Origin of the sequence: Streptomyces sp. AM6-12 (assembly GCF_044327085.1) — a bacterium.
In the GTDB taxonomy this organism is placed as follows: Bacteria; Actinomycetota; Actinomycetes; order Streptomycetales; family Streptomycetaceae; genus Streptomyces.
On record NZ_JBIQWN010000001.1, the window covers coordinates 4,160,945 to 4,182,705 of the forward strand.

The following is a 21,761-nucleotide window of genomic DNA, read 5'->3' on the forward strand; positions in this document are numbered from 1 at the left end:
CAGATGAGTACGACGGCGGACCGCGCCCGCGGCCCACGGGAGGACCGCGACCGGCGGCCCAAGCAGGACCGCAGCCGGGCCACCAGGCAGCGGCTGCTGGAGGCCGCCGTCGCCTGTCTCGCCGAACACGGCTGGGCGGGCTCCACGGTGGCCGTCGTCGCCGAACGGGCCGGCGTCTCACGGGGCGCCGCCCAGCACCACTTCCCGACCCGCGAGGACCTCTTCACCGCGGCCGTCGAGTACGTCGCCGAGGAGCGCTCCAGCGCGCTGCGCGAACTGTTCCCGGACGGCGCGCAGGGCGATCGCCGGGCCGTCGTCACCGCCCTGGTCGACCTGTACACCGGCCCCCTCTTCCGGGCCGCCCTCCAGCTGTGGGTGGCCGCCTCCAACGAGGAGCAACTGCGCGGCCGGGTCACCGAGTTGGAGGCCCGCGTCGGCCGCGAGACCCATCGCATCGCCGTGGACCTGCTGCGCGCCGACGAGTCCCGGCCCGGCGTCCGCGAGACCGTCCAGGGCCTCCTCGACATGGCCCGCGGGCTCGGCCTCGCCAACGTCCTCACCGACGACACGGCCCGCCGCGAACGCGTCGTGGCCCAGTGGGCGGCCCTGCTGGCGACCTCACTCGGCTGACCCGCCCGCCCGACCCGCCCCGACCCGCCCGGCCGCCTGGTCCGCCTGGTTCGCCCGGTCCGCCCGACCGCTTGGTCCGCTTGGTCCGCCCGGCTGCCCGATCCGCCCGGTCCGCCTGCTTCGCCCGATCCGCTCGGTCCGCTCGGTCCGCCTGGGCCGCCGCCCGGTTCGCCCGGCGCGGGCAGCGCTTCCGCCGGTGGCCCGGTCGTCGCGGCGGAGTGAGCCGCGCCACATCCCTATCGCGGTGCGCGCAGTACTCTGGGCGCATGCTTCCGATGCTCGTTCGACGCCGCCACGTGGACTACGTGCGCGTCACGAGCATGGGCTGTCGGCGCCACGCCGCCTGATCCAGCCCCCCGACGCGCTCCGCGTCCCGCGTTCTCTTCCTTTTCCGGCATCCAGGGGGCCGCGTACCCCTGCGGCCGCCCGTGCCCCGTACACCCTGCGGACACACCATGACCTCGCACACCGCGACGACCGCGTCGTACGACCAGCTTCCCGTCATCGACCTCTCCGCCGCCGACCGCGGCCCCCGGAGCCGGGACCTGCTCCACGCCCAACTGCACAGCGCCGCGCACGACGTCGGCTTCTTCCAGTTGGTCGGGCACGGCGTGACCAGGGCCGAGACCGACGCGCTGACCAGCGCCATGCGTGCCTTCTTCGAGCTCCCGGAGGCCGACCGGCTGGCGCTGGACAACGTCAACTCCCCGCACTTCCGCGGCTATACGCGCACCGGCGACGAGCGCACCGGCGGCGCCCGCGACTGGCGCGACCAGCTCGACATCGGTGCCGAGCGCCCCGCGCGGGTGCCCGGCCCCGGCGAGCCGCCGTACTGGTGGCTCCAGGGCCCCAACCAGTGGCCGGCCGCCCTGCCCGAGCTGCGCACCGCGGCCCTCGCCTGGATCGACCGGCTCAGCGCGGTCGCCCAGCGCCTGCTGCACGAGCTGCTGACCGCCATCGGCGCCCCCGCCGACTTCTACGACCCGATCTTCGGCGACCAGGCCCATCCGCACCTCAAGCTGGTCCGCTACCCCGGCAGCGCGGGCGACGGCGCGGACCAGGGCGTCGGCGCGCACAAGGACTACGGCTTCCTCACCCTGCTCCTCCAGGACTCCGTGGGCGGCCTCCAGGTCCAGCGCGAGGACGGCCGCTTCCACGACGTGCCGCCACTCAAGGACGCCTTCGTCGTCAACCTCGGCGAACTCCTGGAGGTCGCCACCAACGGCTATCTCCTCGCCACCAACCACCGCGTGGTCAGCCCGCCCGGAGCGACGGAACGCTTCTCCATCCCGTTCTTCTACAACCCCCGCCTGGACGGAAAGGTCGCCCCGCTGCCCTTCCCGCACGCCACCCAGGCCCCCGGCATCACCACCGACCCGACCAACCCCCTGTTCGCCGAGTACGGCTACAACGAACTGAAGGGCAAACTGCGGGCGCACCCGCTGGTGGCGGAGCGGCACCACGGGAACCTGCTGACCCCGGCCTAGGAGACACCCCTCGAGGGGGCGCGGGGCGCGGTCGTCCACGCGCCCCGGCCGCCCCCCGCTACCGGGCGATGTCCGCGTACCCCTCGATGTCCTGCGGCCGCCGCGGCCCCGGCCCCACATACCGCGCGCTCGGCCGCACCAACCGCCCCGTCCGCTTCTGTTCGAGGATGTGCGCCGACCAGCCCGCCGTGCGCGCGCACGTGAACATGGACGTGAACATGTGCGCCGGCACCTCCGCGAAGTCCAGCATGATCGCCGCCCAGAACTCCACGTTCGTGGCCAGCACCCGGTCCGGCCTGCGGTTGTGCAGCTCCTCCAGCGCCGCCTTCTCCAGCGCCTCCGCCACCTCGAACCGCGGCGCCCCCAACTCCCGCGCCGTGCGCCGCAGCACCCGCGCCCGCGGGTCCTCGGCCCGGTACACCCGGTGCCCGAACCCCATGAGCCGCTCGCCCCGGTCCAGGATCCGCTTCACATACCCCTGCGCGTCCCCGGTGCGCTCGATCTCCTCGATCATCCCGAGCACCCGGGAGGGCGCGCCCCCGTGCAGCGGGCCGGACATCGCGCCGACGGCGCCGGAGAGCGCGGCGGCGACATCCGCGCCGGTGGAGGCGATGACCCGCGCGGTGAACGTGGACGCGTTCATGCCGTGTTCCGCGGCCGACGTCCAGTACGCGTCGACCGCGGCGACATGCCGGGGGTCCGGCTCCCCGCGCCAGCGGATCATGAACCGTTCCACGACCGACTTGGCCTTGTCGATCTCCCGCTGCGGCACCATCGCCAGGCCCTGCCCGCGCGCGGACTGGGCGACGTACGACAGGGCCATGACGGCGGCCCGCGCCAGGTCCTCGCGTGCCTGCCGCACATCGATGTCGAGCAGCGGCTTCAGTCCCCAGACCGGGGCGAGCATGGCGAGCGCGGACTGGACGTCCACGCGGATGTCGCCGGAGTGGACCGGGATGGGGAAGGGCTCGGCGGGCGGCAGGCCGGGGTTGAAGGAGCCGTCGACCAGCAGGCCCCACACGTTGCCGAAGGAGACATGGCCGACCAGGTCCTCGATGTCGACGCCCCGGTAGCGCAGGGCACCGCCCTCCTTGTCCGGTTCGGCGATCTCCGTCTCGAACGCTACGACTCCTTCGAGTCCGGGTACGAAGTCGGACATCAGACGGCTCCTCGGCTGGGCGGCGCGGTTTCGAAACGGGCCTGGCACCAGCACGATAACCCCGGATGTCGCGGAGGGAGAGACTTGACGACAGAGGGTGCCAGGCCCATTAGATACGGCAAGATGACCGCGTGACCGACCGCGAACCACTCCTGGATCCCGTCCTCGACCCCGCCGCGATGCGCAAGCAGTACCGGGCCGACGGACTCGCCGAACAGGACCTCGCCACGCACCCCATGGACCAGTTCGCACGCTGGTTCGAGGACGCGGCCCGAGCGGCCCTCCACGGCACGCTCTACGAGCCGAACGCCATGGTCGTCGCCACGGCGGACGCCGAGGGGCGGCCCAGCTCACGCACCGTGCTGATGAAGCAGTTCGACACCGAGGGCTTCGTCTTCTACACGAACTACGACTCCCGCAAGGGCCGGGACCTGACGGTGAACCCGCATGTCTCGCTCCTCTTCCCCTGGCACCCGCTGGCCCGGCAGGTCATCGTCACGGGCGGGGTCCGGCGCACCGGGCGGGACGAGACCGCGGCCTACTTCCGCACCCGGCCGCACGGCTCCCAGCTGGGCGCCTGGGCCAGCGCCCAGTCCACGGTGATCGGCTCGCGCGCCGAACTGGACGCCGCGTACGCCGAGTTGGCGGCCCGCTACCCCGAGGACGAACGGGTGCCGGTGCCGCCGCACTGGGGCGGCTTCCGCGTCGTACCGCAGACCATCGAGTTCTGGCAGGGCCGGGAGAACCGCCTGCACGACCGCCTGCGCTACACCGCCCGCCCCGACGGCGGCTGGCGGATCGAGCGCCTCAGCCCCTGAGGACCGCCTCGAAAACGCAGACGACCCGCGGGCTGGGTTCCTCCGGAGAGGAGCCGGCCGGACGTACCGGCAGCCCGCGGGTCGGGTGACTGCTTGGGATTGGGCCGGCCGCACGTATCTCTCACGTGCCGGCCCGGCACCGCACTGAGCGTGGTGACGAGCCGCTAGCCCGCAGCCACCTCACGCGTCCGGTATCCATACATTCGCCGAACCACCTCCCTTCCGTGTGCCTACAGCGTAGGAACCGGCCGGAGCGGACTCAACTGTTTTTTCCCGCGCCTCCGGCCGGGGCGCCCGGAACGCCCCGGACCACCGCCGGCTCGCCCGAATGGATGAGCCGCATCGGTGGTAGGACTGGTTGCTGTGACCGATCTTCCGCATCCCCCCGATCCCTCCGATCTCCCCGGTGTGCCCGCCCTCCGGACGGCCCCGGTCGAGGGCGACGCCATGCTGGAGCAGTGGCGGCTCGTGCACAACGCGGTGGTGCCGCCCGCCGCGATGTCACCGGCGCAGGCGCGGGTGCGCAGAGAGCGGTACCTGCTGGACAACGCGTACGCCGGGGACGTCCTCGTGGGCTGCTCGACCGTGCGGCCGCCGGTGGGGGAGGAGCGGGTGGCGACCGTGATCGCGCGGGTGCTGCCCGAGTTCCGGCGCCGGGGGTTCGGGTCGGTGATCTACGGGAACGCGCTGGACCGGGCCCGCTCGCTCGGAGCGGGCGTCGTGGAGACCTGCGTCCTGGCGGCGAACGAGGACGGGCTGCGGTTCGCCCTGCGGCGGGGCTTCGCGGAGGTCGAGCGCTACGTGCTGGACGGGGAGCGGGACGAATGGGTCGACCTGCGACTTCTGGTCACGGAACGCGGGGATTGATTCCCTCCATCTTGAGGGAACAGGATGTGGGCTGCGTCACGTTCGAGTTGAATGAGGGCAATGAGCGGAACGGGCGCCTTACGTGCGCCGACGCAGCGTGCAGGGGGTCCAGGTGAGTACTTCCCGGCGGAGTGGGGCCACCGATGAGCTGGGGCCCGACGAGCCCGGCGCGTCGGGGGAGTGCGGCGGCGCGGATCTGCTGGCCGCGCTGCTCGACGGCATGGACGCGGCGCTGTGCGCCTTCGACGCGGACGGCGTCATCACCCACTGGAACCGCGAGGCCGAGCGGATCCTCGGCTGGAGCGCCGCGGAGGCGGTCGGACGGCGCGGGTTCGCCGGCTGGGCCGTGCGCACCGCCGACGCCGACCAGGTACAGGCCCGCCTGCTCTCGGCGATGCGGGCCCACGGACGGCAGGTGCACGAGTTCGCGCTGCTGACCAAGGACGGCGGCCGGGTCCTCGTACGCACCCAGTCCGCCGCCGTACGGGGGCCCGACGGTGAGCCGGCCGGGGTGTACTGCGCCTTCAGCGAGGTGCACGCGCAGATCGACCTGGAGCGGTCCATCGCGCTGAGCGAGGCGCTGTTCGAGGACGCCGAGTGGGGTGTCGTCCTGGTCGACGCCGACCTGCGCCCCGCCGTCGTCAACGCGCACGCCGCGAAGGCCCTCGGCACCGGGCGCACGTCCGCGCTGGGGCGTCCGCTCGGCGACCTGCTCGCGCAGGGCGTGGAGGAGCTGGAGGCCGCGCTGACCCATGTGCTCGCCGAGGGAGCGCCGCCCGCGCCCGCCGAGGTGTGGGTGACTCTGCGCACCGCCGCCGAGGGCGAGCGGCGCCGCTGCTGGCGCAACGCCTTCCTGCCGCTCGCCTCACCGCTCGCCGAGGAACCCGTGCCGCTCGGGGTCGGCTGGCTGTTCACGGACGTCACCGAGGCCAAGCGGGCCGAGCAGGAGGCCGCGCTGCTGCGCTTCCGCACCAAGCAGCTGCACCGCGCGGCGCGCGCCGCCGCCGAGTGCGAGGACCCGCTGGAGGCGGCCACCGTCCACCTGGACTACGCCCTCGCCGGCTTCGCCGACCACGCCCTGATCGACCGGCTCGCGAACGCCCCGCGCGATCCGGGCGCGGCACCGGCGGGCGCGGTACGGCTGGTACGGCTCGCCGCCACGCCCGCCGGGGCGCCGGGCCCGAGCGTGCTCACCGGGGCCGCCGGGCTGCCCGTGCGCTACGAGCCGGGGCATCCGGCGCTGAGCTGCGTGGAGCGCACCGGGTGCGTGCGCGCGGAGGCCGGGTCGGTGCCGCCCGAGCTGGCCCGCGAGTGGGCGCTGCGCCGGCAGTGGCCCGGCGACGCGGTGCACGCCCTGTGCGCGGTGCTGCGCAGCCGGGGCCGCACGCTCGGCGTGGTGACCTTCCTGCGCGGCGCCGCCCGCACCCCCTTCGAGCGCTCCGACGCGTCGTACGCCGAGGACGTGGCGCTGCGGATAGCGGCGGCGCTGGACCTCGGCGGGGCGGTCCCGGCCGGGGAGGCTCAGCGGCGGTAGAAGATCCGGTCGCCGTACTCGTCCATCACGCGGGTGTTCCAGTCGTGGCCGCCGTCCACGTTGCCCGAGCGCAGCAGCGGGGGCTCGATGCCGCGGTCGGCGAGGGCGGCGGCGGTGGTGGCCAGGACGGCCTGCATCAGTGCCGTGGTGACCACGGTGGAGGCGGGGGCGAAGGGCGCCGGGATGGTGTCGAGGGTGAGCTCCGCGTCGCCGACCGCGATCTTCGAGTCGAGGACCAGGTCGCAGTGGTCCTTCAGGAAGGTGCCGGAGGAGTGCCGGGACGTGGTCTGCACCGCGTACGCCACCGAGGTCACGCCGATCACCGTGATGCCGAGGGCACGGGCGCGCTGCGCCATCTCCACGGGCAGCGCGTTGCGCCCCGACAGGGAGATGATCACCAGGGCGTCGCCTGAGCGCAGCGGCGAGGTGCCGAGGACGGCGCTCGCCAGCCCGTCGACGCGTTCGAGCGCGGAGCCGAGGGTGGCGGGGGTGACGTCCACGCCCACCACGCCGGGGACGGCGAGCAGGTTCATCAGGGCGAGGCCGCCGGCGCGGTAGACGACGTCCTGGGCGGCGAGCGAGGAGTGACCGGCGCCGAAGGCGAACAGGCGGCCGCCCCTTTCGACGGTGTCGGCGAGGAGGGTGCCGGCGGACTCGATCGCCTCCGCCTCCTCCTCCCTGAGCCGTCGCAGGAGGTTGATGGCGGCGTCGAAGAACAGGTCGGCAGGCGTGCCGTCGCTCATGCGGTGCCCCTTCGCAGCGTCTGTGTCGCGGATCACGGTGCGGTCTGGACCAGTGCGGTGTCAATACGGCCGCCGCCCGCACCGGCGTCCGGACCTGCCCCGCCCCCGGGACCCGCCCCGTTCCCCCGCTGACGCCCGGTTGTCGGTGGCATCCGGCAGAATTGGGTGGAGGCCGGCGCACGCGCCGGGTGCCGGCAGAGGTAATCGAGGGGCACGTATGTCCGGACTGATCGACACCACGGAGATGTATCTCCGCACCATCCTCGAACTGGAGGAGGAAGGCGTCGTCCCCATGCGCGCCCGGATCGCGGAGCGGCTGGACCAGAGCGGGCCGACGGTGAGCCAGACGGTGGCGCGGATGGAGCGCGACGGACTGGTCTCGGTGGCCAGTGACCGCCATCTGGAGCTGACCGACGAGGGCCGCAGGCTCGCCACCCGCGTGATGCGCAAGCACCGCCTCGCCGAGTGCCTGCTGGTCGACGTGATCGGTCTGGAGTGGGAGCAGGTGCACGCGGAGGCCTGCCGCTGGGAGCACGTGATGAGCGAGGCCGTCGAGCGCCGCGTCCTGGAGCTGCTGCGGCACCCGACCGAGTCGCCGTACGGCAACCCGATCCCCGGCCTGGAGGAGCTGGGCGAGAAGGACGGCGCCGATCCGTTCCTGGACGAGGGCATGGTCTCGCTCGCCGACCTGGACGCGGGCACCGACGGCAAGACGGTCGTCGTACGCCGCATCGGCGAGCCCATCCAGATGGACGCGCAGTTGATGTACACCCTGCGCCGGGCCGGTGTGCAGCCCGGATCCGTGGTGAGCGTGACCGAGTCGCCGGGCGGGGTGCTGGTCGGCAGCGGCGGCGAGGCGGCCGAGCTGGCGGCCGACATCGCCTCCCACGTCTTCGTCGCCAAGCGCTGAGCGCCGGACCGCACCTGGCCCCGGAATGACAGAGTGCCCCGGCGCCTCGCGGCGCCGGGGCCTGTCCTCCCCTGCTGCTGACCCGGAGCCCCGAGCTCTCAGGGTCAGTCCCCCTCGGACCGTTTTTCCCCGAGCGGTCCGCCTCCTGCCAGAAAGATCCCCTCCGGGGCGGCGATCATTCCTGACGTGGTGTCACTCGAATGAGGGGTGTTGCCCGCAGAGGCAGTATTTTCGAACTCGTGTTCGCGACAATACGTCCTCACGCGTACATCCGCCGCTCACCCCTTGCTGACCGCCGCCAGGATCTCCGGCAGCCGGCCCGCCGCCCGCGGGGCCGCGAGGCGCAGCCCGAGCAGCGCGATCCCGGCGCCGTACACCGCCCCGACGGGCAGCAGCAGCCAGGCGGGGCCGCCGTCCGTGCCATGGGTCAGCCAGACGGTCAGGGCGATGAAGGGGGCGCACAGGACGGCGGCGGCGAGCATCCCGCCGAAGAGGCTGATCCAGGCGAGGCCGGCCTGGCCGGGGACGACGTTCTTCATGGCCTCCTGCGGGATGGAGTACGGATACCGCGCCGACGCCCACGCCCCGGCCGCCAGCATCGCCCCGAGCAGCGCCAGGGACAGCCCGAGGACCCCCGGCAGCCTGGTCCAGGCGTCCATCAGGGCGACCGTCAGCACCGTGACGAGCGTGGCGTAGGGGAGGGTGATCAGCAGCAGCGCGAGGGCCCGGCCGCGCAGCTCCTCGTACGCGTCGCGCGGCGAGGAGATGGTCAGGGCCACCATCCAGAACGCGGAGGTGTCCTGCCCGAACTGGTTGTACATCTGGAGGCCGAGCAGCCCGGCGGCGAAGCACCCGAAGTACACCGAACCGATGTGCTGGAGCGCGTAGAACACCGGGACGAGCAGACCGACCGCCAGCGAGGTCACCCAGCCGGCCTTGGTCTTCGGATCGCGCCACACATAGCGCAGGGTGCGCTCCATGACCGCGCCGGTGCGCCCGGCCGGCAGCAGCCGCGCGAGCCCGCCCGTGCGCCGGCGCTCCGCGCGCCCGGAGCCGGCCGCCTGGAGCGTGGACCCGTCCGGCGTGGTCATCAGCCTGGTCATGCTCCGCGCCCAGACGACGAACAGCGCCACCAGAGCGGCCGCGGTGAGGGCGAGTCGGGCGAGCGCGATGCCGTACGAGCCCTCGCTCGCCGAGCGCACCGCCGCCACCGCCGACGCGGGCGGGACCCAGGACAGCACGTCCGCGACCGGCCGCAGCTGCCCGAGCCCACCCGAACTCAGGCGCCGGGCGCCGAAGTTGACGAGCTGGGTGCCGAGAGCGATCACCAGTCCGCTGAGCACGGCCAGATCGCGGCCCTTGCGGCTGGTGAGCAGCCGTACGTTGGCGGCGGCCACCGCCCGCGCGAGCGTCACGCACACCAGCAGCGCGAGCGCGAGGGCGACGACCGCGGTGAGCCAGCCCGCCGCGCCCCGCGCCGGCACCAGCACGCAGCCGAGCAGCAACAGCAGGGTGACCAGCGGCCCGACGCCGACCAGGGAGGACACCAGCAGCGCGCGCATCAGCGGCAGGGGCCGCAGCGGCAGCATCACCAGGCGGGTCGGATCAAGCGTCTCGTCGCCGGTCGGGAAGAACAGCGGCAGGAAGGCCCAGCCCAGCGCCAGGAGGGCCGTGGCGGTCACGGAGACCACCTCGCCGTGCGGCTGCCGGCCGAGCAGCACCATGCCGGGCAGCTGCGCGAGCGCGAACAGCAGCGCGAGGACGCTGGAGACGATGAACGCGTCCCGCCGCCCCCGCGACTGCCGCAGCCCGCCCCGCAGCAGCGACAGCTTCAGACGGACGACGGTGCCGGTGAGGTTCGTCATCGGGCCGCCCCGCCGCCCAGCCAGTCCAGATCGGAGCCGGTGTCGCGGCCGTTCGCCCCGACCAGCTCCAGGAACGCGTCCTGGAGCGTCGGGTGGTCGCCGCGCACCTCGGCGAGCGGTCCCGCGGCCCGGATGCGGCCGGCGGCCATCACCGCGACCCAGTCGCACAGCGACTCGACCAGCTCCATGACATGGGAGGAGAAGACGACCGTCGCGCCGGAGGCCGTGTACCGCTCCAGGACGCCCCGGATGGTCTGCGCGGACACCGGGTCCACGCCCTCGAACGGCTCGTCCAGGAACAGCACGTCGGGGTTGTGCAGCAGGGCCGCGGCGAGCCCGATCTTCTTGCGCATGCCGGTCGAGTAGTCGACGACCAGCTTGTGCTGGGAGCCGGCCAGGTCGAGCACGTCCAGCAGCTGGGTGGCCCGCTTGTCCACCTCGTCCCCCGGCAGCCCGCGCAACCGCCCGGTGTAGCCGAGGAGTTCCCGCCCCGACAGCCGCTCGAAGAGCCGCAGCCCCTCGGGCAGCACCCCGATCCGCGCCTTCACGGCCACCGGGTCCCGCCACACGTCGTGCCCGACGACCTCCACGGTGCCCTCGTCGGGCCGCAGCAGCCCGGTCACCATGGACAACGTCGTCGTCTTCCCCGCCCCGTTCGGCCCGACCAGCCCGATGAACTTCCCCGCGGGCAGCACCAGTTCGATCCCCCCGACAGCCACCTGCTCCCCGAACCGCTTCCAGAGCCCCCGTATGCACACTGCGGTATTGGTCATGTTCCGAAGCCTACGGCGCCCTGTTCAGCGCCCCGAAGGGGCGCGGCGAACCGCGCGGGAGACCACGACGCTGCCGCGGCCGCGGAACCGAAACCGGCGGACGAGTGGGCGGTCCGCTACCGATCGCTGCCGCACGCGTACGCGAGGGCCGAGATCAACTCCTCCACATCCGGCAGCCACCGGTTCGCCGGCGTCGGCCGCCGCGCCCACTGCACCGCCCCCCGCCCCCCGAACCGCGTGGGCGGCGCCGCCACATACGCCCCCTCGCCCAGCGCCACCAGATCCAGCGACGCCGGCACCCACCCCAGCTTCCGCACCAGCTCCGGCACCTTCAGCGAACCCCCCGGCAGCACGAAGAACTGCATGCGCCGGTCGGGAGAGAGCGCGACCGGCCCGAGCGTGAGCGACATCCGCTCCAGGCGGGCCAGTGCCAGGAACCCCGCGGTCTCCGGGACGGACAGTGCGTCGAACGTGCGCCCCGTCGGCAGCAGCACCGACGCCGTCGGCTGCTTCTGCCACAGCCGCCGTACCACCGTCGCGCTCCCCGTCGCCTGGGTCGCCCAGTCGGGGCGCGCGGGGTGCGCGCCCGGCGCGGGGCAGGACGCCTCGCCGCACGAGCAGCGCGGCATGCCGCGGACGGCTTCCAGCCAGGTCCCCGGGAACACGTCCCAGTGCCGCTCCTCGGCGTAACGCACGGCGGTTTCCTGCGGCGATTCCCCGCGCTGCTGCGGAATCTGTCCGGCAATCTGACTGTCTTCGGCGGCCGCGATCGTCTCTTCCACGCTCCACTCAACTCCCGCACCCACCGGGAGTTACGGCCCTTGCCCCGCCGGGGGAGGAGCATCGCCTGCCGCGTGGGGCGCATGGGCGCACCGGTGGGGGCGCGCGGGAGGAGGCGGGGAGTGAGTTGGGTAACCAGGAGGGGGGTTGGCATCCGCCGGTACCCGGCAAACCGCACATGTCACGCATTGACGGAATGTCAGCTGGGCAGTGATCTTCCCGAAAGGTCACGCTCCAGGGGTTCGCAGGGGGTAGGTACATGGCCGCACGGCCGCTCGTCGCGAGGCAGCCGAACGAAAGGTTGCAGGCACTCATCCAGGAAGCGGGGTGCTCCAACGCCGGTCTTGCCCGGCGGGTCAACATGTGCGGCGCCGAACACGGCCTCGACCTGCGCTACGACAAGACGTCCGTGGCCCGCTGGCTGCGCGGCCAGCAGCCGCGGGGCCGGGCCCCGGCGATCATCGCGGAGGCCCTTGGCCGCAAGCTGGGGCGCACGGTCACGATCGACGAGATCGGCATGGCCAACGGCAAGAACCTCGCCTCCGGGGTCGGTCTCCAGTTCTCGCCGACGGTGCTGGGGGCCATCGAGCAGGTCTGCGAGCTGTGGCGCAGCGACGTGGGGCGCCGGGACTTCCTCTCCGGTTCCTCGGTCGCCGCGTCCGCGCTGGTGGAGCCCAGCCGCGACTGGCTGATCTCCGCGCCGGACGCCCAGGTGGCCCGGCAGGCGGGCCCGCGCGTGGGCCAGTCCGACGTGGCGGCCGTGCGGTCCATGACCCAGGCGCTCACCGACCTGGACCACCAGTTCGGCAGCGGCCATGTGCGCCCGGTCCTGGTGCACTACCTCAACAGCGTCGTCTCCGGACTGCTCGCGGGCTCGTACCGCGAGTCGACCGGGCGCGAACTCTTCGGTGCCGTCGCCCGGTTGACGGAGCTGGCCGGATACATGGCCGTGGACACCGGCCAACCCGGCCTGGCCCAGCGCTACTACATCCAGTCGCTGCGCCTCGCCCAGGCCGCCGGGGACCGCGGCTACGGCGGGTACGTCCTGGCCGCGTCCATGAGCCACCTCGCCGCACAGCTCGGGAACCCGCGCGAGATCGCCCAGTTGGCGCGCGCCGCGCAGGAGGGCGCACGCGGCCATGCGACCCCCCGTGTGGAGGCGATGTTCCACGCGGCCGAGGCGCGCGGGCACGCACTGCTCGGCGACGCGCGCGCGGCGGGCGCCGCGACCGCGCGGGCGGTCTCCGCGATGGAGCAGTGCGACGAGGACTCCGGGGACGACCCGGTGTGGATCCGGCACTTCGACGAGGCGTACCTGGCCGACGAGTTGGCGCACTGCCACCGCGATCTCGGCCAGCCCGAGCAGTCCGCGCGCTACGCCGAGCAGTCCCTCGCAGGCCACCCCGCCTCTCGTGCCCGGCGGCGCGCGATCGGCTATGTGCTGCTCGCCACCGCCCAGGTGCAGCAGCGCGAGGTCGAACAGGCCTGCGCCACCGGCATGAAGGCGGTGGAACTGCTGGAGACGCTGCGCTCCAACCGGGGCGCGGAGTATCTGGACGACCTCCAGCAACGGCTCGAACCCTTCCGGGACGAGGCGGTGGTACGGGAATTCGGGGCGCGTCTGGATCTTCAGCAGGCCGCGTGAACACCGGCCCCGCGCACACGTGAACATGTGGCGAACACCACCCGGTGGGGCGGTCGGTGCCATATACAGCGTTGCGCGGGGCCGTTGTGTTACTGCCGCCGGGGGCGGGCGGATCGCGGGCCGAGGTGCGTGGCAAGGGGCTCCGGGTACCCGGTAGCGTGACCCGACGATTCACAAGGTCCCCCATTGGTAGGAGTCCCGGTGACGCAGAGTGGACAGGGCGAGGAGCTCTCGGCGCAGCCCGCGCACGAAGGCATCGTGCTGCCCTCCGACGGAGGAGAGCCCCTGCTGCCGGGCACGCACGCCACGCCCGCCGGCGGCCAGGCCTGGGGCGGATCCTGGGGGCCCGTACAGCAGACGCCGCAGCATGGAGCGCAGGGCCAGGGCTGGCCGCCGGCGCCCGCCCAGCAGTGGGGCGACCAGGGCGGGGCCCAGCCGCCGGCCGGCGCGGGCCCGCTGCCCCCGGAGGGCGCTCCGGCCCCGTCGTACGGGGGTCAGCAGCAGGCGTCGTACGGCGGTCAGCCGCAGGGCTACGGAGCGCGGGACCCATACCAGCAGCAGGGCCACCAGCCCCAGGGGCACCATCCCCAGCCGCCGCAGTACCCGGTCCCCGGTCAGGCCGCCCCGCTGCCCCCGGCCGCGGACGACGCCACCCACTATCTGCCGCCGGTCTCCGCCGCCCCCGCCGACGAAGGTGCCACGCAGTACATACCGCCGGTGACCGCCGGGGCGCTGCCGCCCGAGTCGCCCGGCGAGGAGACCCGCTATCTGGGGGGCAATCGCCAGACCCCGCCCCCGTCCGCATCGCCCGACGCCGAGGCCACGCAGTACATCCCGCCGTACCAGGCGCAGGGCCAGAACCCGGCGCAGGGCGGGGACCGGCAGCCGCCCGCCGAGTTCGACAACCTCTTCCGGGGCGGCCCGGCCGGCCCCGGCGCCCCCGCCGGCGCCACCGCGCAGCTCCCGCGCGTCGAGCAGCCGGGCGCCTACCAGCCGTCGTACGACGGACCCCCGTCGCCGTACACCCGCCACGACGACGGACAGGACGAGCGGCCCCGGCGCCGTCCGACGAAGGCGCCCCTGATCGCGGCCGTCGGCGTCGGAATCGTGGTGGTCGGCGTGGGCGCGGGCGCGCTGCTCAGCAAGAGCGGCGGCTCCTCGGGCAGCACGGACGACAACAAGACGGTGGCCGCCACCTCCGCGGCCCCGCAGAGCTCCGCGCCCGCCGCCGACCCCGCGCGCGCCCAGGCGGTCGAGCTGGACAAGCTGCTCGCCGACAGCGGCAGCAGCCGCGCCACGGTGATCAAGTCGGTGGCCGACGTCAAGCAGTGCGCGAGCCTCGACGGCGCCGCCACCAACCTGCGCAGCGCGGCCGGGCAGCGCAGCCAGCTGGTCACCCGGCTCGGCAAGCTCAGCGTGGACAAGCTGCCGGACAACGCCGCCCTGACGGCCGCCCTGACCAAGGCGTGGCAGGCCTCGGCCGCGGCCGACAACCACTACGCGGCCTGGGCCGACCAGATCAAGGCCGGCGGCAGGAAGACCTGCCACAAGGGGCACGCCAAGACCACCGACGAGGCGCAGGCCGGCAACCGCGAGAGCGGCACCGCGAGCCAGCAGAAGGCCAAGGCGGCGGCGCTGTGGAACGCCATCGCCGCCAAGTACGGCCTGACCCAGCGCCAGCCCACCCAGCTCTGACCGTCCTGACCTGGGAGGACGCGGACACGGGGCCTACTCCACGTCCGCGTTCTCCAGGGTGCCGGTCATGTCGGTGGTGCCGTCGATCCCGCCGGTGCCCTTGCGGGGCGCGACCAGCTCGCCGTCCCGCACCACCTGGAGGGTGACGTCGGCGTTCACCATCCGCGGGAAGCCGACCGAGGCCAGCTTGCCCTCGTAGGGCCAGCGCAGGGTGGGGGTGAGACCCCCGGTGGAGACCGCGAGGCCGCCGTCCAGTGTCTTGCGCACGGAGTCGGCGCTCACCGTGCCGTCGCCGATCTTCTCCAGGACGGCCTTCAGCACGGTGTAGGCGATCCAGGTGGTCTGCACCCCGGCGTCCGCGGGGTCGATGCGGTTGTCGCCGAACGCCTCCTTGTCGATCACCTGCTTCATCCGCGTCCAGCGGGCGTCGCTCGCGGGCGGGTACCAGCCGGTGACGTACGCCCCCTCGTACGGCCCGGACGAGCCGCCGGTCGCGTTGATCATCGTCTGGTCGACGCTGCCCAGCACCGTGCCGAGCCGCACCGCCGGATAGTCCGCGCGCTCGCGCCGGAAGGAGTCCATGAAGGTGTCCGTGCGGTCGCCGAGCGCGGGCACCACGCACCCCTTCTTCAGCGCGTCGCCCGCCGCGTACCGGAGCGCCTTGTCGGACGGGGTGCCGTACTCGGTGAGGTCCTCCGCCACGAGCTGGTCCTGCGCCTCGGGGTGCCCGCCCGCCTTCAGGCCGGAGTCGAGCACGGCGGGCAGCTCGTCGCCCGCGATGCTGTCGGGGCGGACCAGCGAGACCGGGCCGCAGCTCGCCGCGAGCGCCCTGCCGAGACCGGCGAGCAGCGCGGGCTGGCCGCCGTTGACCGGGTAGGACATCATCCCGGTGAACTCGTCGGTGGTGACGCCGTAGCCCCCGATATAAGGGATGCCGGCGCTCTCCAGCGGGGCGAGGAAGGAGTCGCCGAACTGGCTGTAGGAACCGACGACGGCGACCACGTCCTCCTCGGCCGCGCGCCGGGCGCAGTTGGCGGCGTCCACGCTGTCGTTGTGGTCGTTGCAGGTCAGGACCTGGAGCTTGCGCCCGTCGATGCCGCCCTGGGAGTTGATCCACTTGGCGTAGGCGAGGGCCATCGCGGGCATGCCCGGCTTGTTGGTGGCGCCGGTGTCCTGCGGTGCCCAGGTCATGACCTTGACGGTGTCCGCGGAACCCGTGACGGACGGGCGGACCCCGCAGCCGGCGGTGAGCGCGGCGCACACGGCCAGCGCGCCGAGGGACAGGGCACGCGCCCTGCCGGGGCGGGCGGCGGAGGGAAGGGGCGACGTGCTGGTGGTGCGGGGCCTGCCGGTCATGGTCCCGCACGATTCCCTCACACCGCTAACCCGCGAGTGATCCACGGCCGACGGAAGGTGACGCATGGGTGAATTGCGGGGGCCGGTGCGGCGCGCGGACCGATGAACGTACGATCGGTGACCGTGCAAGGTTCGGAGAACTCTTCCCGTCGCGGCCGCCGCTCCTCCACCATGGGCGGCATGCCTCTGAACGACATGCCGTGGTGGCGCTGGCGCACACAGGTGCGGTCGGCTCTGCACATGCTTTCCGACCCCGTCTTCCAGCGGGACGTCTGGCTGGCCGGCGTCGACGGCTACGGCGACGTCACCGACGCCGTGTACCGGCTGGTGGAGGACACCTGGCTGGACAACTGGTCCGCGGAGAAATACGTCGGCACCATCTTCCGCGACTCGCAGGAGGCGGCGCTCGTCGACACCGCCGTGCTGCGGGTGCTGCGGATCATGCACCAGGTCGGCCCGGACGCGCCGGTCTCCGCCTACGTCGACCATCCGGGCTGGCCGGAAGCCGTGCGCGCGGCGCGGGACGCGCATGTGCGGATGGCGGCCAGCGACGGCGAGGAGCCGGACACGCCGCCCAGGAGCCTGGAAGTGCTGCGCATCCTGACCCGGTCCGCGTAGCGGACGGCGGCTCGGTACCGGGGCCGCGTATGGGACCCTGAGTTGCATGAACGAGCAGTCCACGCCCGCCGCCGCCCCGGCCGACCAGTACGTCCTCACCCTGTCCTGCCCGGACAAGAAGGGGATCGTGCACGCCGTGTCCAGTTACCTCTTCATGACCGGCTGCAACATCGAGGACAGTCAGCAGTTCGGCGACCGCGACACGGGCCTGTTCTTCATGCGCGTCCACTTCACGGCCGAGGAGCCGGTCACCGTGGACAAGCTGCGCGCCAGCTTCGCCGCGATCGGCGACTCCTTCCGCATGGACTGGCAGATCAACCGGGCCGACGCGAAGATGCGCGTCCTGCTGATGGTCAGCAAGTTCGGGCACTGCCTGAACGACCTGCTGTTCCGGGCCCGGATCGGCGCGCTGCCGGTGGAGATCGCCGGCGTGGTCTCCAACCACACGGAGTTCGAGGAGCTGGTCGGCTCCTACAACGTTCCGTTCCACCACATCCCGGTCACCAAGGACACCAAGGCGGAGAGCGAGGCCAAGCTGCTCGACCTCGTCCGCGAGGAGCGGGTCGAGCTGGTGGTGCTCGCGCGCTACATGCAGGTGCTCTCGGACGACCTGTGCAAGCAGCTCAGCGGCCGGATCATCAACATCCACCACTCCTTCCTGCCGAGCTTCAAGGGCGCCAAGCCGTACCACCAGGCGCACGCCCGCGGCGTCAAGCTGATCGGTGCCACGGCGCACTATGTGACGGCCGACCTGGACGAGGGGCCGATCATCGAGCAGGAGGTCGAGCGGGTCGGGCACGGCGTGACCCCGGACCAGCTGGTGGCGATCGGCCGGGACGTGGAGTGCCAGGCGCTCGCGCGCGCGGTGAAGTGGCACGCGGAGCGCCGGATCCTGCTGAACGGGCGCCGTACGGTGGTCTTCGCCTGACCGTCTCACCGGCCGTCCGTCCGACCGTCGTACCGGGCGTTCGCCCGACCGTCGTACCGGGCGTTCGCCCGACCGCTTACCGGGCGGGTCGGTGTTTCACTGCTCGGCGACGGTGAAGTAGCGCGCGAACGCGGGTACGACGTCACGCTCGTCGATCTCCCCGTCCCCGTCGGCGTCCAGGGCCGCGGCGACGGTCCCGGCGATCTCCTGGGGCACCTGGCACACCCGCAGCACCCGCGTGGCGTCCCCGACGGTGACCCGGCCGTCGCCGTCGGCGTCCGCGACGGCCAGCGCCGCGTGCAGGAAGGGGCGGGCGATCTCGGCGAACCGGTCGGGGGTGTCGCGCAGCCGCTTGACCGCGCCGCCGACGAACTCCTCGCGGGTGATGCGCTGATCGCCGTCGCGGTCCGCGATCCCGGCCATGCCCTGCCAGAACGCCTCGGCACCGGCGTACAGCGCCTGCCCCTTGTCGGAGCGCGCGGCCACGGCGAACTCGGCGAGCAGCGCCTTGGCCACCGAGTTGAAGTCCTCGCGGGCGATGAATCCGTTGCCGTCCTGGTCGAAGGTGGCGAACCGGGCGGCGATCCTGCGCTCGTACTCGGTGCTGACCATGTCTGTTCGGGCCGCCTTTGCCTGTGCGTGGGGGAGGGGGGATCTCGCGGCTGCCGCGGATCTCGCGTTACTCGCACGGAGCGTACGGCCTGGGTGACGGCAAAGTGACGGAAAACCGATGGTTGTGCCAAGACCGGGGGAATTCCGCGACAAGAGTGTCGTCTTGTCGCAAAGTACGGCGCGTGCCCGGCTCAGGCCGACAGGGGGCCCGCTTCCTCGGTGGTGGCGGTGTCGAGGTCCGGGTGGCAGTCGAAGAGGCGGCGCACGCCGAGCGCGCCGAGCACCCGGTTGACGTGCGAGCCGTCGTCGGCGCCCCGGTCGGGCAGGATCAGCCGCAGCTGCCCCTGGCAGGAGCGGATCAGCCGGCGGGCGGCGATGAGCACGCCGACGCCGCTGGAGTCGCAGAAGAAGACGTCGGAGAGGTCCACGACGAGGCTGTGGTGGCCCTCGGCCACGACGTCGTGCACGTGTTGGCGCAGGACCGGCGAGGTCATGAGGTCCAGCTCGCCGCGCACCTGGAGCACGGCCCAGTCGTTTCTTTCGACGCCGGTCACATTGAATGCCACGGCCCAGCCCCTCCGCTCGCGGGTTCTCCCGGAACCGCCCGGAACCGGAAGCCGTTCCTACGTTTCATTCCGCGCGGCTGCCCAGCCGCGTTTCCCTGAAACTCGATGCGGCAAACCGCACATGATCGTTTAGGGGCTTGTTTCAGTCACTATCGATCCGGTTCGATCAGATATACACGTAGTGTCTGTGGGGAAAGTGTGAAGAGGGCACTATCACCTGCGGCGCTGCCGCGGCGCGCTTTGACACAAAGAGAGGTGCCCTGTCGGTGGCGCCGACTACATTCGGGACAACGGTCGCACGGACACCGGCGGGCCGGACGACGGGCGAGGGGAGGGGACCCCATGGCCAAGAAGGACGCGCCACCGCGCTGGGACCGCAAGATGCAGCAGCGGCTCGCCCGCGGTGAGGCGGCCGCCCTGGGCGAGGCGTACGACCGGTTCGCCTCCCTGGTGCACAGCCTGGCCCACCGCGTCCTCGGCGAGGAGAAGGCCGCCGACGCCGTCACCCGCGAGGTCTTCGCGCACATCTGGGAGCACCCCGAGACGTACGACCCGAAGCAGGGCCCGCTGCGCACCTGGATCGCGGCGGTGACGCACCGGGTGGCCGTCCAGCGCCTGCGGGACCGGGAGGAACGGGACCGGGAGGAGCGGGACTGGGAGGAACGGGACCGGGGCGGCTTCGGGGAGCCGCTGGGCGGTGAAGAGGAGGACCTGGAGAGCAAGGTGCGCCGCGCCTCCGTGGCCGCCCGCGCCGACTACATCGTGCACTCCATGCCGGTGCCGCTGCGCCGCGCGCTCGAACTGGCGTACTTCCAGCGCCGCGACTACCGCCAGACGGCCGCCGACCTGGGCGTCACCGAGGACGAGGCCCGCCGCCGGCTCCGGCTCGGCCTGCAACTGCTGTCCACCGCCCACGACGCCGGGGCCCCGCCGGGCTACGGAGGCGCGGCATGAGCGGGGCGGAGGAGTTCCGGGCGGAGTACGACGAGCCCCGTGAGCGGCGGATACCGGCGCCCCGCGCCCCGGTGGAGGACGGCGGAGACCCGCTGCCCGAGCCGGCCGGCCCGGGCGAGGAGGTGTCCGTGCCGCTCGACCTGCCGCACGACGTGCTGAAGTCACTGCTCGGCGCGTGGGCGCTGGCCGCGTGTTCGGCGGCGGAGACGGAGGCGGTGGAGCACCACCTGGGCGACTGCGGCGGCTGCGCCGACGAGGCCCGCCGGCTGCGCGAGGCGGTCGGCCTGCTGCACCAGCCCGAGACCCTCGACCTGGACCCGGCGCTGCGCACCCGCGTCCTCGACGCCTGCCTCGACCGCCGCCCGCCCCGCATCCCGGTCCCGGACTGGGCCGCGCCGTACGACGCGGAGGCCGCCCGCCTGGACGCGCTGCTCCAGGACTTCGGGGACGCGGAGTGGCATGCCCCGGTGCGGCTGCGGTGGTTCGAGGACGACGTCCAGACGAGCCGCCGTACGACCGTCGCCGGGGTGATCGCGCATCTGCTGGCCGTGGACGGCGTGATCGCGGCGGCGCTCGGACTGGACGACCCGCTCGGGGACGCGACCGGGGTGACGGGCCCGGCGGCCCGCACGGAAGCCTTCTGGCGGTCCACCCCCTTTCCGCCGACCCGCGCGGTCCACGCGCCCTGGCGCGAGCAGACGCACGCCCTGGTGAAGACGGTGTCCTTCACCGGCGGCAGCGCGGGCGGGTTCACCGTGCCCTACGGCGGCTTCGAACTCCCGCTGCACGACGCGATGCTGGACCGCGCGTTCGGTTGCTGGGTGCACGCGGAGGACATCGCGGTCGCGGTCGACTACCCCTACCGCCCGCCGGCCCCGCGCCACCTGAACAAGATGATCGAGCTGGCCGTCCGCCTCCTCCCGGACGCCCTGGCCGCCCGCCGCCGCTTTGGGCTGTCCACCCCGCCCCGCGCCACCCGGCACCTGACCGCCGCCGGCTCTCCCGGCCGCACCCTCCGCCTGGAGATCGAGGGCCCCTCCGGCGGCAACTGGCTGATCCCCCTCGACTCCCCGTCCGCCACCCCCTCCACCGACCTGGAGGTCGCCCATGTCGCCCTGGACGCCACCGAGTTCTGCCACCTGGCCGCGGGCCACCTCCTCCCGGAGGAAGCGGCGGCGGGCCAACTCGGCGACCGGGAGGCGATCAGGGATGTGCTGTACGCGACGGCGTCGCTGAGCCGGATGTGACCGGGGCCGGCCGCCGGCGCCGGACCATCCGTGGCTGAAGCGGGCGCGGGTACGGACCGAGCGGAAGCCATGGCCCAAGATGTCGCGGATCGTGGCGTCCCGGAATCACAGAGCGTCGATACCGGGTTGTGTCCTTCGCGGGGGCTCGTCACGGCTCGGAGTCGGGCGGTGCTCCGGTACCTTGTGTGGGATGCGAGTGGCTGCGAGCGCGGGCGGTGCCGGCGGTGCCCCTGGGGCGGCGCCGGGACATGCGGTGCGCGCCGCTGCTCGCCGGGCGGACCGGGCCGACGCCCCTGTCTGTTCGACTCCCCGGCGCGAGCGTCGCACAGTATGCCCTACGCGTACTCCTTCGCGAGGGAATATGCCCGAAGCGCTTGTTGGGGTGACTGTACGTCAACCATGCTGTGCGGCAAGGAGATCACATTCCGTGACCCTTGCTCTGGCTGTTGTCCAGACCATGCAGGAAATGGCCACGATCGTGGCCCTCGTGATCGTCGTCACGGCTCGCGCCGGGGCGGTTCGGTGGCGCGGGGTCGCGGTTTCGCCGGTTCGGATGGTGTGAGCGGTGCAGGTG

General features: G+C 73.1%; 21 protein-coding genes. 13 read left to right on the forward strand and 8 right to left on the reverse strand.

Translation table 11 applies throughout. The features are described from left to right. Positions 1 to 3: 3 nt before the first annotated feature. Both ACE4Q9_RS18885 and ACE4Q9_RS18890 read left to right on the forward strand, forming a co-directional pair. Positions 4 to 630, forward strand: coding sequence for a TetR/AcrR family transcriptional regulator (locus tag ACE4Q9_RS18885; RefSeq protein ID WP_397985394.1), 627 nt, complete (start codon positions 4 to 6; stop codon positions 628 to 630). 455 nt (positions 631 to 1,085) lie between these two features. Beyond that, positions 1,086 to 2,117: an isopenicillin N synthase family dioxygenase gene (locus tag ACE4Q9_RS18890; protein WP_397985395.1), complete on the forward strand. Its 1,032-nt coding sequence runs from the start codon at positions 1,086 to 1,088 to the stop codon at positions 2,115 to 2,117. A 58-nt stretch (positions 2,118 to 2,175) separates the two neighbouring features. On the opposite strand, the gene ACE4Q9_RS18895 is transcribed toward ACE4Q9_RS18890, so the two are convergent. Next, positions 2,176 to 3,276 (reverse strand): citrate synthase 2, encoded by a 1,101-nt coding sequence (locus tag ACE4Q9_RS18895; RefSeq protein ID WP_397985396.1) that lies wholly within the window; start codon positions 3,274 to 3,276, stop codon positions 2,176 to 2,178. Positions 3,277 to 3,407: 131 nt separating this feature from the next. Here ACE4Q9_RS18895 and pdxH point away from each other — a divergent pair, with 131 nt between their 5' ends. From pdxH to ACE4Q9_RS18910, 3 genes are all read left to right on the forward strand, one after another. Further along, on the forward strand, positions 3,408 to 4,094 hold the full coding sequence (pdxH, locus tag ACE4Q9_RS18900) for a pyridoxamine 5'-phosphate oxidase (protein WP_397985397.1): 687 nt from the start codon (positions 3,408 to 3,410) through the stop codon (positions 4,092 to 4,094). Between the two features lie 363 nt (positions 4,095 to 4,457). Continuing rightward, the gene (locus ACE4Q9_RS18905; RefSeq protein WP_397985398.1) at positions 4,458 to 4,961 is read left to right on the forward strand and encodes a GNAT family N-acetyltransferase; all 504 of its coding nucleotides are present in this window, start codon (positions 4,458 to 4,460) and stop codon (positions 4,959 to 4,961) included. Positions 4,962 to 5,073: 112 nt separating this feature from the next. Then, positions 5,074 to 6,495: a PAS domain-containing protein gene (locus ACE4Q9_RS18910; protein ID WP_397985399.1), complete on the forward strand. Its 1,422-nt coding sequence runs from the start codon at positions 5,074 to 5,076 to the stop codon at positions 6,493 to 6,495. On the opposite strand, the gene ACE4Q9_RS18915 is transcribed toward ACE4Q9_RS18910, so the two are convergent. After that, a complete protein-coding gene (locus tag ACE4Q9_RS18915) occupies positions 6,483 to 7,238 on the reverse strand; it encodes an SIS domain-containing protein (RefSeq protein ID WP_397985400.1) in 756 nt (251 codons plus the stop codon). The two genes, ACE4Q9_RS18910 and ACE4Q9_RS18915, sit on opposite strands and share 13 nt — an antisense overlap. A gap of 217 nt (positions 7,239 to 7,455) precedes the next feature. On the opposite strand from ACE4Q9_RS18915, the gene ACE4Q9_RS18920 reads away from it, so the two are divergent. Next, positions 7,456 to 8,148, forward strand: a complete 693-nt coding sequence (locus ACE4Q9_RS18920) for a metal-dependent transcriptional regulator (protein ID WP_397985401.1) — start codon at positions 7,456 to 7,458, stop codon at positions 8,146 to 8,148. A 278-nt stretch (positions 8,149 to 8,426) separates the two neighbouring features. Here ACE4Q9_RS18920 and ACE4Q9_RS18925 read toward each other — a convergent pair whose 3' ends face one another. The 3 genes from ACE4Q9_RS18925 to ACE4Q9_RS18935 form a co-directional block, all read right to left on the reverse strand. Then, entirely contained in the window at positions 8,427 to 10,013 is a 1,587-nt protein-coding gene (locus ACE4Q9_RS18925) for a transporter (protein WP_397985402.1), read from the reverse strand. Then, on the reverse strand, positions 10,010 to 10,786 hold the full coding sequence (locus ACE4Q9_RS18930; RefSeq protein ID WP_397985403.1) for an ABC transporter ATP-binding protein: 777 nt from the start codon (positions 10,784 to 10,786) through the stop codon (positions 10,010 to 10,012). Before ACE4Q9_RS18930 ends, ACE4Q9_RS18925 begins: the two co-directional genes overlap by 4 nt. Before the next feature lie 116 nt (positions 10,787 to 10,902). Then, the gene (locus tag ACE4Q9_RS18935) at positions 10,903 to 11,568 is read right to left on the reverse strand and encodes a bifunctional DNA primase/polymerase (RefSeq protein ID WP_397985404.1); all 666 of its coding nucleotides are present in this window, start codon (positions 11,566 to 11,568) and stop codon (positions 10,903 to 10,905) included. Between the two features lie 257 nt (positions 11,569 to 11,825). Here ACE4Q9_RS18935 and ACE4Q9_RS18940 point away from each other — a divergent pair, with 257 nt between their 5' ends. Further along, positions 11,826 to 13,211, forward strand: coding sequence for a transcriptional regulator (locus tag ACE4Q9_RS18940; protein WP_397985405.1), 1,386 nt, complete (start codon positions 11,826 to 11,828; stop codon positions 13,209 to 13,211). A gap of 201 nt (positions 13,212 to 13,412) precedes the next feature. Continuing rightward, entirely contained in the window at positions 13,413 to 14,906 is a 1,494-nt protein-coding gene (locus ACE4Q9_RS18945; protein WP_397985406.1) for a hypothetical protein, read from the forward strand. Positions 14,907 to 14,939: 33 nt separating this feature from the next. On the opposite strand, the gene ACE4Q9_RS18950 is transcribed toward ACE4Q9_RS18945, so the two are convergent. Then, complete coding sequence (locus ACE4Q9_RS18950) at positions 14,940 to 16,262, reverse strand: ABC transporter substrate-binding protein (RefSeq protein WP_397985407.1); 1,323 nt, start codon at positions 16,260 to 16,262, stop codon at positions 14,940 to 14,942. 117 nt (positions 16,263 to 16,379) lie between these two features. Between ACE4Q9_RS18950 and ACE4Q9_RS18955 the strand changes: the two genes are divergently transcribed. Then, positions 16,380 to 16,880, forward strand: a complete 501-nt coding sequence (locus ACE4Q9_RS18955; protein ID WP_397985408.1) for a hypothetical protein — start codon at positions 16,380 to 16,382, stop codon at positions 16,878 to 16,880. 46 nt (positions 16,881 to 16,926) lie between these two features. Further along, positions 16,927 to 17,808, forward strand: coding sequence for a formyltetrahydrofolate deformylase (gene purU / locus ACE4Q9_RS18960; protein WP_397985409.1), 882 nt, complete (start codon positions 16,927 to 16,929; stop codon positions 17,806 to 17,808). A 96-nt stretch (positions 17,809 to 17,904) separates the two neighbouring features. On the opposite strand, the gene ACE4Q9_RS18965 is transcribed toward purU, so the two are convergent. Beyond that, entirely contained in the window at positions 17,905 to 18,420 is a 516-nt protein-coding gene (locus tag ACE4Q9_RS18965; RefSeq protein ID WP_397985410.1) for an EF-hand domain-containing protein, read from the reverse strand. Positions 18,421 to 18,611: 191 nt separating this feature from the next. After that, a complete protein-coding gene (locus ACE4Q9_RS18970) occupies positions 18,612 to 18,986 on the reverse strand; it encodes an STAS domain-containing protein (protein WP_397985411.1) in 375 nt (124 codons plus the stop codon). Between the two features lie 342 nt (positions 18,987 to 19,328). On the opposite strand from ACE4Q9_RS18970, the gene ACE4Q9_RS18975 reads away from it, so the two are divergent. The 3 genes from ACE4Q9_RS18975 (at position 19,329) to ACE4Q9_RS18985 (ending at position 21,749) form a co-directional block, all read left to right on the forward strand. Further along, on the forward strand, positions 19,329 to 19,940 hold the full coding sequence (locus tag ACE4Q9_RS18975; RefSeq protein ID WP_397985412.1) for an RNA polymerase sigma factor: 612 nt from the start codon (positions 19,329 to 19,331) through the stop codon (positions 19,938 to 19,940). Next, complete coding sequence (locus ACE4Q9_RS18980) at positions 19,937 to 21,187, forward strand: MDMPI N domain containing protein (protein ID WP_397985413.1); 1,251 nt, start codon at positions 19,937 to 19,939, stop codon at positions 21,185 to 21,187. Before ACE4Q9_RS18975 ends, ACE4Q9_RS18980 begins: the two co-directional genes overlap by 4 nt. A 427-nt stretch (positions 21,188 to 21,614) precedes the next feature. Beyond that, positions 21,615 to 21,749 carry a hypothetical protein gene (locus tag ACE4Q9_RS18985; protein WP_397985414.1) on the forward strand — a complete coding sequence of 45 codons (135 nt, stop codon included), beginning with the start codon at positions 21,615 to 21,617 and terminating at the stop codon, positions 21,747 to 21,749. Positions 21,750 to 21,761: the final 12 nt, after the last annotated feature.